At 63.5% G+C, this 13294-nt stretch carries 13 protein-coding genes; 8 read left to right on the top strand and 5 right to left on the bottom strand.

All coding sequences use genetic code 11. The annotated features are described in order from the left end of the window. Window positions 1-42 precede the first annotated feature (42 nt). The 5 genes from NKI21_RS18395 to NKI21_RS18375 form a co-directional block, all read right to left on the bottom strand. Entirely contained in the window at window positions 43-465 is a 423-nt protein-coding gene (locus NKI21_RS18395) for a hypothetical protein (protein WP_023809388.1), read from the bottom strand. A 185-nt stretch (window positions 466-650) separates the two neighbouring features. Then, window positions 651-1091: a DUF411 domain-containing protein gene (locus NKI21_RS18390; protein WP_352866654.1), complete on the bottom strand. Its 441-nt coding sequence runs from the start codon at window positions 1089-1091 to the stop codon at window positions 651-653. Window positions 1092-1132: 41 nt separating this feature from the next. Further along, the gene (locus NKI21_RS18385) at window positions 1133-2569 is read right to left on the bottom strand and encodes a multicopper oxidase family protein (RefSeq protein WP_502896765.1); all 1437 of its coding nucleotides are present in this window, start codon (window positions 2567-2569) and stop codon (window positions 1133-1135) included. A 132-nt stretch (window positions 2570-2701) separates the two neighbouring features. Next, complete coding sequence (locus NKI21_RS18380) at window positions 2702-3064, bottom strand: hypothetical protein (protein WP_245273081.1); 363 nt, start codon at window positions 3062-3064, stop codon at window positions 2702-2704. A gap of 163 nt (window positions 3065-3227) precedes the next feature. Beyond that, on the bottom strand, window positions 3228-5036 hold the full coding sequence (locus NKI21_RS18375; RefSeq protein WP_352441998.1) for a dipeptide ABC transporter ATP-binding protein: 1809 nt from the start codon (window positions 5034-5036) through the stop codon (window positions 3228-3230). 190 nt (window positions 5037-5226) lie between these two features. Between NKI21_RS18375 and NKI21_RS18370 the strand changes: the two genes are divergently transcribed. The 8 genes from NKI21_RS18370 (at window position 5227) to frp (ending at window position 13088) form a co-directional block, all read left to right on the top strand. Then, complete coding sequence (locus NKI21_RS18370; RefSeq protein WP_352441999.1) at window positions 5227-6585, top strand: LLM class flavin-dependent oxidoreductase; 1359 nt, start codon at window positions 5227-5229, stop codon at window positions 6583-6585. Window positions 6586-6599: 14 nt separating this feature from the next. Further along, window positions 6600-7376: a DUF427 domain-containing protein gene (locus NKI21_RS18365; protein ID WP_128303938.1), complete on the top strand. Its 777-nt coding sequence runs from the start codon at window positions 6600-6602 to the stop codon at window positions 7374-7376. 34 nt (window positions 7377-7410) lie between these two features. Next, complete coding sequence (locus NKI21_RS18360; RefSeq protein WP_352442000.1) at window positions 7411-9048, top strand: ABC transporter substrate-binding protein; 1638 nt, start codon at window positions 7411-7413, stop codon at window positions 9046-9048. Between the two features lie 7 nt (window positions 9049-9055). After that, window positions 9056-10015: an ABC transporter permease gene (locus NKI21_RS18355; protein ID WP_352442001.1), complete on the top strand. Its 960-nt coding sequence runs from the start codon at window positions 9056-9058 to the stop codon at window positions 10013-10015. Next, entirely contained in the window at window positions 10012-10899 is an 888-nt protein-coding gene (locus NKI21_RS18350) for an ABC transporter permease (RefSeq protein WP_352442002.1), read from the top strand. The genes NKI21_RS18355 and NKI21_RS18350 overlap by 4 nt, the downstream gene beginning before the upstream one ends. A 70-nt stretch (window positions 10900-10969) precedes the next feature. Then, window positions 10970-11992 carry an LLM class flavin-dependent oxidoreductase gene (locus NKI21_RS18345; RefSeq protein WP_023809378.1) on the top strand — a complete coding sequence of 341 codons (1023 nt, stop codon included), beginning with the start codon at window positions 10970-10972 and terminating at the stop codon, window positions 11990-11992. Window positions 11993-12034: 42 nt separating this feature from the next. Next, on the top strand, window positions 12035-12682 hold the full coding sequence (locus tag NKI21_RS18340; RefSeq protein WP_352442003.1) for a ThuA domain-containing protein: 648 nt from the start codon (window positions 12035-12037) through the stop codon (window positions 12680-12682). Window positions 12683-12743: 61 nt separating this feature from the next. Continuing rightward, window positions 12744-13088 (top strand): fluorescence recovery protein, encoded by a 345-nt coding sequence (frp, locus tag NKI21_RS18335; protein WP_352442004.1) that lies wholly within the window; start codon window positions 12744-12746, stop codon window positions 13086-13088. Window positions 13089-13294: the final 206 nt, after the last annotated feature.

The raw sequence follows: 13294 nt of genomic DNA, 5'->3' as shown, positions 1-13294 counted from the left end.
CGGACAGCATGCAAGCCGCCTGTCCGGCCGGAACTCCAACTGCTACGCAGGTATCAGGACGGCGATACGATGCACGCCGACCTCTTTGCTTGTATTCGTCGCCTCGTCGGTCTTGCCCTTGGCGCAGGTGTACATGTCACCCGTCTTGAGCTTGAATTCCTTGTCTGCCTTCTTGATGGTGAACGCGCCTGAAGTGATGGTGCATACCATGTCGTTGTCCATCATCATCGCGGAAGCGTGCGCTCCGGGCTGAAACACCACATCGACGATCGCGATGCTCTTGTAAGCGGCGATGTCGGAGTCGCCGGTGCCGACCTCCACCACCCTTACACCGGGCGCAATCTCCTTGCCTTCCTTCGGGCCGTATTTCTTGACCTTCGCGGATGCCGCCAGGGTGAACAGAGGCGTAATCGCGGCGGCCGTCACACCGAGAGCAATTGCAGACCTGCGATTTATGGTTTTCATTGCATCCTCCCATTGGTTGGTCACGCACGAAGGTGCATGGCCATTGTATATTAGCACAAACTCATGTCCTTGTATGCGAAATGGCGCAAAAGCAGGACACGAGGCCGTGCGAAGGACCGGAACATCATGGCGAGCCAGGTTCGGGCAGGGCAATCCGACATATCGGCAGACATCGCGGTTGCCTTTCAGTCCGTCGCGTAGACGGTGGGCGCCTTGCCGTCCTTGGTGAAGGCGTAGACGATGAACGGGCCGGCCTTGTCGCCACCCATGCCGGGAGCGCCGGTCGGCATGCCGGCTAGCGTGATGCCGGTGATGGCGGGCCGCTCCGTCAGCAGTTTCTTGACGATATCGACCGGCACCAAGCCATCGACGACATAGCCGTCGACCATCAGCGTGTGGCAGCCTTCGAGGTCGGCCGGCACGCCGGCATCGCTGCTGATCTGGGACAGGTTGTTGACCGGCTTGATGTCGACCTTGAAGCCGTTGTGTTCCAGATAGTTGGCATAGGATTCGCAGCAGCTGCATTGCGGGTTCTTGTACATCACCGCGTTGATGGTCGCCGCGACAGCTGGCAGCGGCATGGCGATCGCGACCGCTAAGGCGGCGAGGGAGTAAGTCAGTTTCATCGCAGTTCTCCTTGTTGTCTTGACGTTGTTTGACGAGAAAATCAGGTCACTCGAAACACCGTCATGAGGCCGGCCATCTGGTGGTCGGCGACATGGCAGTGCAGCATCCAGTCGCCTGGATTGTCGGCGACGAAAGCGCATTCGATCGTGTCCTTGGGGGCGAGCAGCACCGTGTCCTGCCATTGCCGGTGCGTCACCGGCGAACCGTTGCGCGCAAGCACCAGCATGCTGAAGCCGTGGATGTGCATCGGGTGCCACCAGGCGGTTTCGTTGCGCATGGTGAGATGACAGGTTGCGCCGCGCGGCAAGGTGAACTGCGGCGCCATGCCGGCGTGGCCGTCACCGGTCATCGACATGCCGTTGATCGCCCAGGCCGCGCCACCCTTCATGCCGGGTGTCGCCATGCCCATCATGCCGCCGACGCCGGCGAGCTTGCCGCCACCCATCATGCCGCCCTGCAGGACGATCTCCTGACGTTCGGCGCTTGCGAGATCGGGTTGCTGCAACGGGTTGCGCGGCAGGCCAAGCGGCGTGTCGAGAGGATGGGTCCGAAGCGGCGATGCGCTGTCATAGGCAAGCGTGGTCAGCGTATAGGCGAGACCGTCATAGAAGTCGTCGATCACCGCGTAACGCTTGCCCGGGTCGCCCTGCGTGTCGATCATGACATCGATGCGCATGGCGGGTGCCAGAACAAGACGGCCGTCATCCGGTTCGTGCGGATCACAGGGCTGGCCGTCGATCGCCACGACGACCGGGCGGTGGCCTTCGAAGCGCAACGCCATGATGCGGGCGAGCGAGGCATTGGCCAGCCGCAGCCTGACGCGTTCGCCCGCCCTTGCGCTCTGGTCGGCCGGCGCCGTGCCGTTGATGGTGACGACGTTGCCGACGCGGCCGGACATCGCCGCGTCCATCGCGCTGCCGAAGCCGAGGGCCATCTGCCCGTCGTCGGCAAGCCGCCAGTCCTGCAGCAACCACAGGAGGTCGCGGTCGACGGCGACAGGTTCGGTCTCCTCGACAACGAGGACGCCGGCCAGCCCGCGGCCGAGCTGCACGAGGCTGTTGGCATGCGGATGGTACCAGAAGGTGCCGGCGTCGGGCGGCGTGAATTCATAGACGCAATCTGTCCCCGGCTTGATCGGCGGCTGTGTCAGGCCGGGCACGCCGTCCATGGCGTTTTGCAGGCGGATGCCATGCCAGTGGACTGTCGTGTCCTCGTTCAATCCGTTCTCGACGACGATACGGGCGGGCTGGCCTTGGCGTAAGCGCAGCACCGGGCCTGGGACCGTCCCATCATAGGTCCAGACAGGCGTAAGCGGACCGCTAGCGCCGGTGAACATGGCCTGGCCCGGCGCCATCCTTATGCGGCGCTCATCGACGGCGGATGCCATCGACGATACGGGGCGCACTACGGTGGCCGCCGCAACGCCCGCCGCCGCGAGGACAAACCTGCGGCGTGAAATGGAATGACTGAAATCGATACTCACTCTCAAGCCCTTTGCGATCTCGATCGACGGCGAGCCTCTCGACGTCGAGTTGCCGTGTGCTCGCCGGCGCAAAGCGCCAGCGGTAATCAAACGCCAGAAGTCAGCCGCGAGGCGGCTGAAACTGCGTCAGACGAGATCGGTGGATTTGGGAGGGAATGGGTCGGGCAAGGAACTTCGCCCATGAAGGAACGGGGTCGGCAGTGCCGACGGCAGCGATGCCCGGGTCAAAGTCATCGCCGCGAACTCGAGCGGCAACACCGCGAGCACCGGTGCGACGCAGGTCGGCGGACAATGCATCGATTTGCCACTGTCGGCGGCGCCCTTGAGGCACGCGCTACAATCGCCATTCATGGCGGTGTCGGCCATCCTGGCCATGCCGGTGCCGGCAGGCATGCCGCTGCCAGTCGTCATCATCATCTTCGCCGACATGACGCTCGCCTGAGCGGCAGACAGGCTGAACCCGGCGGTCAGGAATACCGCGAGCAGCATGACAAGAATATGTTTTGGCGACCGGCGTGCCATCATCCGTCTAGGCTGGCCTCAAAAGATGGCTTTTGCAAGCTGGATTCCAATGCTGCGACAATCCCGGCATCGCATCGCGCCTGCCGCTAAAACCGAGCTGCCGCGGGCCTTCGGGCTGCTGTTGAGCCGCTCAAAAACCCTGGCTGTGCCGCCAGCAGGCGATCCGGTGGCCGTGCGCGACCTCGTTAGCGGGCGACTCTGCCTTTCTGCAGTCGGGCAGGACCAGCGGGCAGCGGTCGGCGAAGGAGCATCCCGTGTTCGGGATGCCGGTGGCCTCTGTCTCGACCGAAGCGGAAAGCTTTGGCGCGGCCTCATCGGAAGATGCCGCCAGAAGCAGTGCGGTGTAGGGGTGGTTCGGGCCGCGAAAGATCTGGTCGGATGAGCCTGTCTCGACCAAGCGGCCGCGATAGAGCACGCCAATTCTGTCGGCCATGTAGCGCACCACCCTGAGGTCGTGGCTGATGAACAGATAGGTGGTGTCCTTGTCGCGCTGCAGGTCGTTGAGCAGGTTGAGCACTGTCGCCTGGACCGAGACGTCGAGTGCGGAGGTGGGTTCGTCGAGCACGACGACCTTCGGCACGCCGGCGAAGGCGCGCGCGATCGCCGCCCGTTGCCGTTGTCCGCCGGAAAGCGACCGCGATTTCTGCTCGGCCGTGGCGCCGGCGAGGCGGACCGATTGCAGCAGGTCGCTGACGCGCGCTCTCACCTCACTGCCGCGCAGCCCGGCGAGCCGCCGCAACGGGCGGCCAAGGATCCTGCCGATCCGCTGGCGCGGGTTGAGCGTGCGATCCGGCGACTGGAAGACCATCTGCACGTCGCGGCGTTCGGCAAGGTTTCTCTTCTCGACGCGCGGCGCGACCGTTCTGCCGAACAGCTCGACCGATCCGGCGCTGGGCGTCTGCAGGCCGGTGACGATGCGTGCCAGGGTCGACTTGCCGGAACCGGACTCGCCGATCAGCCCGAAGGTTTCGCCTTGGCCGATGTCGAGATCGATGCCGTGCAGCACTGGCTGGCTGCCGAAGGCATGACTGATGCCTTTGCAGGCGATCGCGATCCGGCGTTCTTTTGGCAAGCCGGCGTCTTCGCCTTGGGCTGTGGGGTGCGCTGGCATGCCGTCCGTCTCCGCCAGTCTTCCGTCCCGCTTGGTGTAGTTGAGCGCCGGGATCGAGGCGATGAGCGCCTTTGTGTAGGCATGAGAGGGGTTGTCGAATACATCGCCGACGGCGCCGCTCTCGACCACCGTGCCCTCCTGCATTACCGCCACACGGTCGCAGGAGCAGCGGATCATATGGATGTCGTGGCTGATCAGCAGGATGCTGGTTTTGTGATCCTTGCGAAGGTCATGCAGGATGGCGATGATCTCGGACTGGACGCTGGCATCGAGCGCCGTCGTTGGCTCGTCCAGCACCAGCAGCGACGGATCGAGCGCAATCGCAATGGCGATGTTGGCGCGCTGCTGCATGCCACCGGACAATTCGTGCGGATAGAGATCCAGCACACGCTCCGGATGGCTGACGCGGACCCGTCCGAGCAGTTCCGCGGCACGCTCGCGCGCCTCGTCGGGGCGAACCGGGCGGTGCCGCATGATCGTTTCGGTGATCTGCCGGCCGATCGTCATGCTCGGATTGAGGGCCGCGCCCGGATGCTGGTAGACGGCGGCGATGTGATTTCCCCGGAGCTGGCGCAGCTGCTCGGCGGAGAGGTCGCGGATTTCCCGGCCCTGGAATTCGAGCGCTGACACCGCCATGCGGGCATTCTTCGGCAGATAGCGCAGGATGGCGAGCGCCACCGAGCTTTTCCCAGATCCCGACTCGCCGACCAGGCCGAGCGCTTCGCCTTCGCCTATATGCAGCGACACGCCGCTGACGGCGGGATGCGATCCCTTGTGCCCGTCATAGGCGATGGACAGCTGGTCGACGTTCAGAACCGAGGAGGACATGGGGACTTGAAACCACTTTCTTCGCGGGCTGCGATCGAGGGCAATCGCTTCCGCTTTCGCAACGCATTATCTCTATAAAATTACTCGGATTAAGCCGGAGCGCAATCTACCTTTCTCGGATCAGCAGAGATTGTCGCCGCCTGCCGAAGCAGCGCGACGGTCTCCGGAGCAGATCTGGAAGGAGGCCGGCATGGCTCGAGACCACATGATCCTCAGCGCATTCTTCTTCAACCCGCAGGGCGATCATCGAATGTCGTGGCGCCATCCGCGGGCACCGGGCCGGGAAGTGCTGGACTTCGAGTTCTACCGCGATCTCGTGCAGGCGGCCGAGCGCGCCAGGATCGACACCATCTTCGTCGCCGACCACGTGTCGATCTGGGATTCGGTCAAGAGCGGCGTTGCCCACTATGCCAATGCCCGCCTCGAACCGCTGACGCTGTTGTCGGCGCTAGCCGGCGTGACCAAGCATATCGGCCTGATCACCACGGCGTCGAGCTCCTACAGCGAGCCCTACAATGTGGCGCGCATGTTCGCGTCGCTCGACCATATCAGCAAGGGCAGGGCGTCTTGGAACGTCGTCACCTCGGCTATGGACGAGGAGGCGCGCAATTTCGGCCGCGACGGCAATATCGAACATGCATTCCGCTATGAGCGCGCGGCCGAATTCCTCGATATCGTCAAAGCGCTGTGGGACAGTTGGGAAGACGAGGCGCTGCTGATCGACAAGGCGTCGGGCTATTTCGCCGATCCCGACAAGGTCCACCCCATCGACCATAAGGGCAAGCATTTCAAGGTGCGCGGGCCGCTCAACGTCTCGCGGCCGCCGCAAGGTCATCCGCTGATCGTCCAGGCCGGATCCTCCGAAGACGGCAAGAACTTCGCCACCGCCCAGGCCGATGCGCACTTCGCCATCTACAGCACCAAGGAGGATGGCATCAAATACCGTCAGGATATCAACGAGCGGCTGGCCCGCCACGGCAGGCGGCCGGAGAGCTTTAAGATCCTGCCCGGCATCTTGCCGATCGTCGCCGCCTCCGAAGCGGAAGGGCGGGAGAAGCAGGAGTATCTGCAGACCTTGCTGCCCGACCAGGTCGGCATCGACCTTCTGTCGAGCTGGAGCGGGCTGGACCTGTCGCTGTTCCCGCCGGACGGGCCGCTGCCGCCGCTGCCGGACGAAAGCACGTTCAATGGCGGGCGCACATCGCTCAACCGGGTCAAGCAGTGGGCGAAGCAGAATCTCAGCCTGCGCGAGATCGCCCGCAAGCTCGCCAACAGCGGTTCGGTGCCGACGGTTGCCGGCACGCCGGTACAGATCGCGGACCAGTTGCAGGACTGGTTCGTTTCGGGTGCCGCCGACGGCTTCAACCTGATGTTCCCGCTGCTGCCCGAGGACTGGGTGAACTTCGCCGAACAGGTGGTGCCGGAGCTCCAGCGCCGTGGCGTATTCCCCCTCGAATACGCGCCGGGAACGCTGCGCGACCGCTTCGGCCTGGCGCGGCCGGCCAACCGCTTCGCCGAACAGCGCGACAATGCGCGCGCCGTGTCCTGACCGGGAGACCAATCATGACCGTCGCACCAAGATTGCAGCCGCGCGAAGCAACCGCGCCGCGGCTCGTCAATGTCCTGCACAGCCCCAAGCGCGTGCGCGTCAGATTCGGCGGCCGTACCATCGCCGACAGCCGCAACGTGCTGGTGCTGCGCTCCAACCATTTCCTGCCGATCTATTTCTTCCCGCCGTCGGCGGTCGATCCGTCGGTGCTGAAACCCTCGCTGCATCGCGAGCCGCATCCGGTCGGTGGCGAAACCGCCTATTGGGATATCGACAGCGGCGACAGGCGAAGCGCCAACGCCGCCTGGTCGTTCGTCTCGCCGCCGGATGAAAACCTGGCGCCGCTGGCCGGGCGCATCGCCTTCACCTGGAAGGCCGTCGACCAATGGTTCGAGGAGGAAGAGGAAGTCTTCGTCCACGCCCGAGACCCGTATGCGCGCATCGATGTGCTGCAAAGCTCGAGCCATGTGCAGGTCTGGTTCGACGGCGAGCCGATCGCCGAAAGCCACCGCCCTGTGCTGCTGTTCGAGACGCATCTGCCGACGCGTTTCTATCTGCCAGCGGAAGACGTCCGGCTGGAGCGGCTGACGACCTCGGCCACAACGACGCGATGTCCCTACAAGGGCATCGCCTCCTACTGGTCCGGCCTGCTGAGCGACGGTTCGGTGCGCCCGGACATCGCCTGGAGCTACCGGAATCCGATAGAGGAAATGCCGAAGATCAAAGGGCTCATCGCCTTCTATCCGCAGGCCGTAGACCGCATCCATCTCGACGGCGAACCCGTCGCCTAGCTTTTCAATCTTCATTTCAGAGCAGGGATTTAACATGACCAAACGCAGAGATATCGACGCAGTTCGCAACCTGTCGGGGGACATCTGGAATGTCGCCGTCGACGAATACCAGGGCGGCTTTCTCAAGCGCCGCGATCTCCTGAAATACGCCGCACTGCTCGGCCTGACCGGCTTTGCCGCCTCGCAGGGGCTTGGAGGCGCGCGCGCCGCGACTGCTGCCGGCGGCACGGTTCGCGTCGGGCTCGGCCAGCCGACCAAGGCGATCGATCCGGTTTCAGTGACCGATCCGGCCAGCATCGGGGTGATCAGCCAGGTCGGCGAATATCTGATCCTCGACGATCCGAAGGATGGTCTGCAGCCGAAGCTCGCTCTGTCCTGGGAGGCAAACGAGACGGCCAGTCGCTGGACCTTCAAATTGCGGCCAGGGGTGAAATTCCACGATGGTCGCGCGGTCACCGCTAGGGATGTTGTGGCGAGCTTCGAGCGGCTGGTCGATCCGGCCAGCGGCTCGTCGGCCTTGTCGGCCTACAAGGGCATCCTGTCCAAGGGCGGCGCCAAGCTGGTCGACGATGAGACGGTCGCCTTCGACCTCGATGGCCCCAACAGCAACTTCCCCTTCTATGTCTCCTCCGACGTCTACAATGCCGTCATCCTGCCGGCCGACTATGCCGGTGATTTCGAGAAGACTTTCAACGGCACCGGCCCGTTCAAGCTGGAATCCTTCCGTCCCAAGCAAGGCGCCAGCTTCGTGCGCAATGAGGATTACTGGAGCGACAAGGCGCTGCCCGACCGGGTCGAGATCAAGTTCTTCGATGATGAGCAGGCGCAGGTGCTGGCGCTGCAGGCCGGCCAGCTCGACGTCATCCCGAGCACGACGCGCCTGGAACTCGCGATCGAAGGCAATCCCAACTTCAAGCTGCTCAGCGTGCAGGCAAGCTCGCATGACCAGGTGCATCTCAGAACCGACCAGGCTCCGTTCACCGACAAGCGGGTCCGCCGCGCGCTGGCGCTCACGCTCGATCGCGAGGCGATCGTCAAGGGCCTGCTGAAGGGCCGCGCCATCGTCGGCAACGACACCCCGTTCGCGCCGATCTTCCCATCGGCCGATCCATCGGTGCCGCAGCGCAAGCAAGACATTGCCGAGGCCAAGCGCCTGCTTGGCGAGGCGGGCGTGCCCAACGGCTTCGAGGTGACGCTGACCACCGAACGCGCCTATGACATTCCCGACTATGCGGTGATCATCCAGAACTTCGCCAGGAAGGCCGGCATCGACATCAAGCTCAATGTCCTGCCGCAGGACGCCTATTACGGCTCGGCGACCTTCGGCAGCTCGCCATGGCTGGATTCGGTGCTCGGCATCACCGACTACGGCCATCGCGGCACTCCCGACATCTTCCTCAACGCCACGCTGAAGAGTTCGGGAGCCTGGAACGCGGCGCATTTCAACAACCCGGCCTATGATGCGCTGCTGCTCGATTACTCGAAGGCGCGTGATCTGCAGGCACAGCGCCTCGTTGCCGGCAAGATCCAGACCTTGCTGCTCGACGAAACGCCGGCGATCATCAGCTACTTCTCGCAATACAGCCGAATCGTCAGCTCCAAGGTCGAGGGCGTGCGCTTCACGGCGATCTCGCATCTGCTGCTCGACCGCGTTTCCTTCGTCCAGGCATGATCGAGACATGCTGACGGGCGGCACTTTGTCAACGCGTGTGGGCACACTTGTCCTCACGCTGTGGCTGGTCAGCATCCTGGTGTTCTTCGCCGGGCAGGTCCTGCCCGGCGATGTCGGCCGCGTGATGCTCGGTCCGTTTGCCGACGCGCAGGCGGTGGCGGAACTGAACAAGCGGCTCGGCGCCGACCAGCCGATTCTCGTCCAGTACTGGCTATGGTTCAGCAAGGCCGTGACCGGTGACTTCGGCACCTCGTTGTCTATGCGCGGGCCGGTGGCGCCGTTCGTGCTCGAAAGCCTCAAGCGCTCTGCTGCCCTTGCCGGCATTATTCTGATTTTTCTCGTGCCGCTTGGTGTAGGGGCCGGCGTCATCGCGGGTCTCAATGCCGGCCGCCTGATCGACCGGCTGATCGTGATGGCGGGCGTTTCCTTCGGCATCGTGCCTGATTTCGTTTCCGGGCTGATGCTCCTTATCCTCTTCGGCCTGTGGCTGAACTGGTTCCCGATCTCCGGCGTTGCGCCCGATGGCGCGGGCTTCTGGACGCATGGCTATTATCTGATCCTGCCGGCGCTGCCGCTGGTGCTGAACCTTGCCGGCTACATCGCCCGGATGACGCGGGCAGGGGTGATCGAGGCAATGGCCGCCGACTATACGCGCACCGCCGTCCTGAAAGGGCTGGAGCGGCGCGAGATCATCTTTCGGCACGTGCTGCGCAACGCGCTGACGCCGACCATCGCGGTGCTGGCGACGCAGACCGGCTACATGCTTGGCGGGCTGGTGGTGATCGAGGCGCTGTTCGGCATCCAGGGGCTTGGCAATCTGGTTCTGAATGCGGCCAAGGCACGCGATTTCCCGATGCTCGAGGCCGGCGTGCTGGTGATGGCGGCAATCTTCGTGCTGTCGGCGGCGGCCGGCGACCTCGTGTTGGCGCTGCTCGATCCGCGGCAACGCCGCCGGACCTCGCCATGACGGATCTGGCGGAGTTTCCCGCACCACGGCGCGCGGTGGCCGGCTTTCCGGCAGTGCGCAGGATCCGCAGTGTTTTCCCCGGACTGGCCCCGTCGGTCGTGGTCGGATCGCTGCTGCTTCTGTTCTGGGTCGTTTGCGCACTGTTCGGCAACCTCTTCGTTCCCTACGATCCCTATGCCGAGGATTTTCTGGCGATGCTGACGCCGCCCGATGCGCTGCACTGGTTCGGCACCGATCATCTCGGCCGCGACGTGCTGTCCCGCATAGTCGTCGGATCGCGCGATATCCTGCTGGTTGCGCCGCTGGCGACGCTGGCCGGCGTTGCCGCCGGCAGCATCATCGGTCTGGTGCTCGGCTATTTCGACGGCCTGGTCGATGCCATCGGCGCGCGGCTGCTCGATACGCTGATGGCGTTTCCGTTCATTGTTCTCGTCACCATGACGCTGGTGGCGATCGGCCCGTCGAACCTGACCGTCATCCTGGTGATCGGCATCGCCTACGCGCCGCTGGTGGCTCGCACCGTCCGCGCCGCCGTGCGCGAGCAGAAGGAGCGCGACTATGTCAGCGCTGCGCGGCTTGGCGGCGAGGGCCCGCTCGCCATCATGTTTCTGGAGATACTGCCCAACATCAGGGAAACGATCTTGATCGAGCTGGTCACAAGGCTGGGCTACGCGTTCTTTTCGATCGCGACGCTGAGCTTTCTCGGCCTCGGCATCCAGCCGCCATCGGCCGACTGGGGACTGGCCGTCGCCGACGGCTACGGCTTCCTGACCGGCGGCAAATGGTGGGTGGTCGTCTTCAATTCCGCGGCAATCGTCTCATTGGTCATGGCGACCAACCTTATCGCACAAGGCATCGGCGCCTTCGAAAACAGCGATGCATGAGCCTTGATCGGGTGCGTCGAAAAATCTCTTTGGCATTGAAGCCTGACGCGCATCCTTATATCGCATGGCTATGAAGAAAATCGGTTTCCTGTCGTTCGGGCACTGGACGCCCTCGTCGCAATCGCAAGTGCGCTCGGCATCGGACGCGCTTTTGCAATCCATCGACCTCGCCGTCGCCGCCGAACAGCTTGGCGCGGATGGGGCGTATTTCCGCGTGCATCATTTCGCCCGCCAACTCGCTTCGCCGTTCCCGCTGCTGGCCGCCGTTGGCGCCAAGACCAGCCGCATCGAGATTGGCACTGCAGTAATCGACATGCGCTATGAGAATCCGCTCTACATGGCGGAAGATGCCGGTGCCGCCGACATCATCGCCGGCGGCCGCCTGCAGCTTGGCATCAGCCGTGGCTCGCCCGAGCAGGTGATCGATGGCTGGCGCCATTTTGGCTACGCGCCACCGGAAGGCAAAAGCGACGCCGACATGGCGCGGCATCATGCCGAGGTATTCCTCGAGACGCTGCGGGGCGAGGGGTTCGCCCAGCCCAATCCGCGGCCGATGTTCCCCAATCCGCCCGGCCTCTTGCGCCTCGAGCCGCATTCGGAGGGTTTGCGCGAGCGGATCTGGTGGGGTGCGGCTACCAACGCCACGTCGGAATGGGCGGCCAAGCTCGGCATGAACCTGCAGAGCTCGACGCTCAAATTCGACGAGAGCGGCAAGCCGTTCCACATCCAGCAGGCCGAGCAGATCCGCATCTATCGCGAGGCCTGGAAGGCGGCCGGCCACAAGCGCGAGCCGCGCGTCTCGGTCAGCCGCAGCATCTTCGCGCTGGTCGACGATCACGACCGTGCCTATTTCGGCCGCGGCAACGAAAGCCGCGACCAGATCGGCTTCATCGAGGAGAACACCAAGGCGATCTTCGGGCGCAGCTATGCGGCTGAGCCGGATGTGCTGATCAAGGAATTGGCGCAGGACGAGGCGATCGCCGAGGCCGACACGCTGCTGCTCACCGTTCCGAACCAGCTCGGCGTCGACTATAATGCGCATGTCATCGAGGCGATCCTGACCCATGTCGCGCCGGCTCTGGGCTGGCGCTGACGCCGGATCGATCGAAGCGGAGTGCTCCAAGGGAGGTACACCATGCCAAAGAAGGCCTTGATCGCCTGGGGCGGCTGGGAGGGCCATACGCCGGAGCAGAGCGCGAAGATCGTTCGCACCTTGCTTGAGCGAAACGGCTTCGACGTCACGTTGGGCGAAGGCACGGCGATGTTCGCCGATCCGGAGCTGTCGTCATTCGATCTCATCGTGCCCGTCACCACCATGTCGACGATCGAGAAGACCGAACTGCAGAACCTGACGCATGCGGTTCTCGGGGGGAGCGGACTCGGCGGTTTCCACGGGACGATGGGCGACAGTTTCCGCAACGAGCCCGACTATCAGTTCATGACCGGCGGTCAATGGGTCGCGCATCCCGGCAACATCATCGACTATCACGTCGCCATCACCCGGCCGGACGATCCGATCACAAAAGGTATCAGCGATTTCGCCTACCGGTCGGAGCAATATTACATGCATGTCGACCCAAGCAACGAGGTGCTGGCGACCACCACCTTCACCGACGCGCATTTTCCGGGGATAGGCGGCGTCGTCATGCCGGTCGTCTGGAAACGGCGCTATGGGGCGGGGAAGGTTTTCTACAGTTCCCTTGGTCACACGGCGGATGAGTTCGCGGTGCCGGAAATGGCGCTGATGGTGGAGCGGGGTTTGCTTTGGGCGGCGCGGGGGTAGCAGCAGGCACGTTTTCGTGAAAACCTGGGTTGAATTCACAGGGCATCCATGGAGATATCAAATGAGTGATTTCGAGTGGTCCGGATCCGAAAAGAAGCTCGCGCGCCATGCCTTCGATACCGCTCTTGAGGCGGCGCTCGCAAAGACGATGGCCGACTTCAAAAGCAAGGCGAGTGCGGTGACGCAGCCCTCCGAGATGTGGGAGCTCGAAGGCTATTTGCGTGAACAGCGACGGGAAATCGATCGCACGTTCGACTATCGCTATTCGCAGCTTCTCTTCGTGTTCGCGCAGCTTATTCGAGCAGGATATCTCGATGAAAAGCTGCTTGCCGGTCTGTCGCAAGACAAGCGGGATGTCATTCAGCGGGACCTGGCCTATGTCGAGAGTCGCTTTGCAAGTGGATGACGAGGGGAACGGCGCTGCCAGAACTGCGAGAGGTTGGCGATCGTTGATTGACGTCACTTTTGCGAACCCCACGCGTCGTCATCCTAGGGCGTAGCAGTCGCGAAGCGACGTCGCGAAGACCCTAGAGCGTTTCATATTTTGACGGAAGCGTAGCCTGCGTTTTCGAAGTAGTTCTTGCATTCGGCTGCCTCGATGGTTTCGACGAG

The organism is Mesorhizobium sp. M0715 (genome assembly GCF_040320355.1).
Lineage (GTDB): Bacteria > Pseudomonadota > Alphaproteobacteria > Rhizobiales > Rhizobiaceae > Mesorhizobium.
This window is presented reverse-complemented; position numbering and strand designations above follow the sequence as displayed.

Excerpts from the sequence above, each read along its gene's own strand:
- NKI21_RS18395 (WP_023809388.1), bottom strand. The coding sequence starts at position 465 with ATGAAAACCATAAATCGCAGGTCTGCAATTGCTCTCGGTGTGACGGCC.
- NKI21_RS18390 (WP_352866654.1), bottom strand. The coding sequence starts at position 1,091 with ATGAAACTGACTTACTCCCTCGCCGCCTTAGCGGTCGCGATCGCCATG.
- NKI21_RS18380 (WP_245273081.1), bottom strand. The coding sequence starts at position 3,064 with ATGCTGCTCGCGGTATTCCTGACCGCCGGGTTCAGCCTGTCTGCCGCT.
- NKI21_RS18375 (WP_352441998.1), bottom strand. The coding sequence starts at position 5,036 with ATGTCCTCCTCGGTTCTGAACGTCGACCAGCTGTCCATCGCCTATGAC.
- NKI21_RS18370 (WP_352441999.1), top strand. The coding sequence starts at position 5,227 with ATGGCTCGAGACCACATGATCCTCAGCGCATTCTTCTTCAACCCGCAG.
- NKI21_RS18365 (WP_128303938.1), top strand. The coding sequence starts at position 6,600 with ATGACCGTCGCACCAAGATTGCAGCCGCGCGAAGCAACCGCGCCGCGG.
- NKI21_RS18360 (WP_352442000.1), top strand. The coding sequence starts at position 7,411 with ATGACCAAACGCAGAGATATCGACGCAGTTCGCAACCTGTCGGGGGAC.
- NKI21_RS18355 (WP_352442001.1), top strand. The coding sequence starts at position 9,056 with ATGCTGACGGGCGGCACTTTGTCAACGCGTGTGGGCACACTTGTCCTC.
- NKI21_RS18350 (WP_352442002.1), top strand. The coding sequence starts at position 10,012 with ATGACGGATCTGGCGGAGTTTCCCGCACCACGGCGCGCGGTGGCCGGC.
- NKI21_RS18345 (WP_023809378.1), top strand. The coding sequence starts at position 10,970 with ATGAAGAAAATCGGTTTCCTGTCGTTCGGGCACTGGACGCCCTCGTCG.
- NKI21_RS18340 (WP_352442003.1), top strand. The coding sequence starts at position 12,035 with ATGCCAAAGAAGGCCTTGATCGCCTGGGGCGGCTGGGAGGGCCATACG.
- frp (WP_352442004.1), top strand. The coding sequence starts at position 12,744 with ATGAGTGATTTCGAGTGGTCCGGATCCGAAAAGAAGCTCGCGCGCCAT.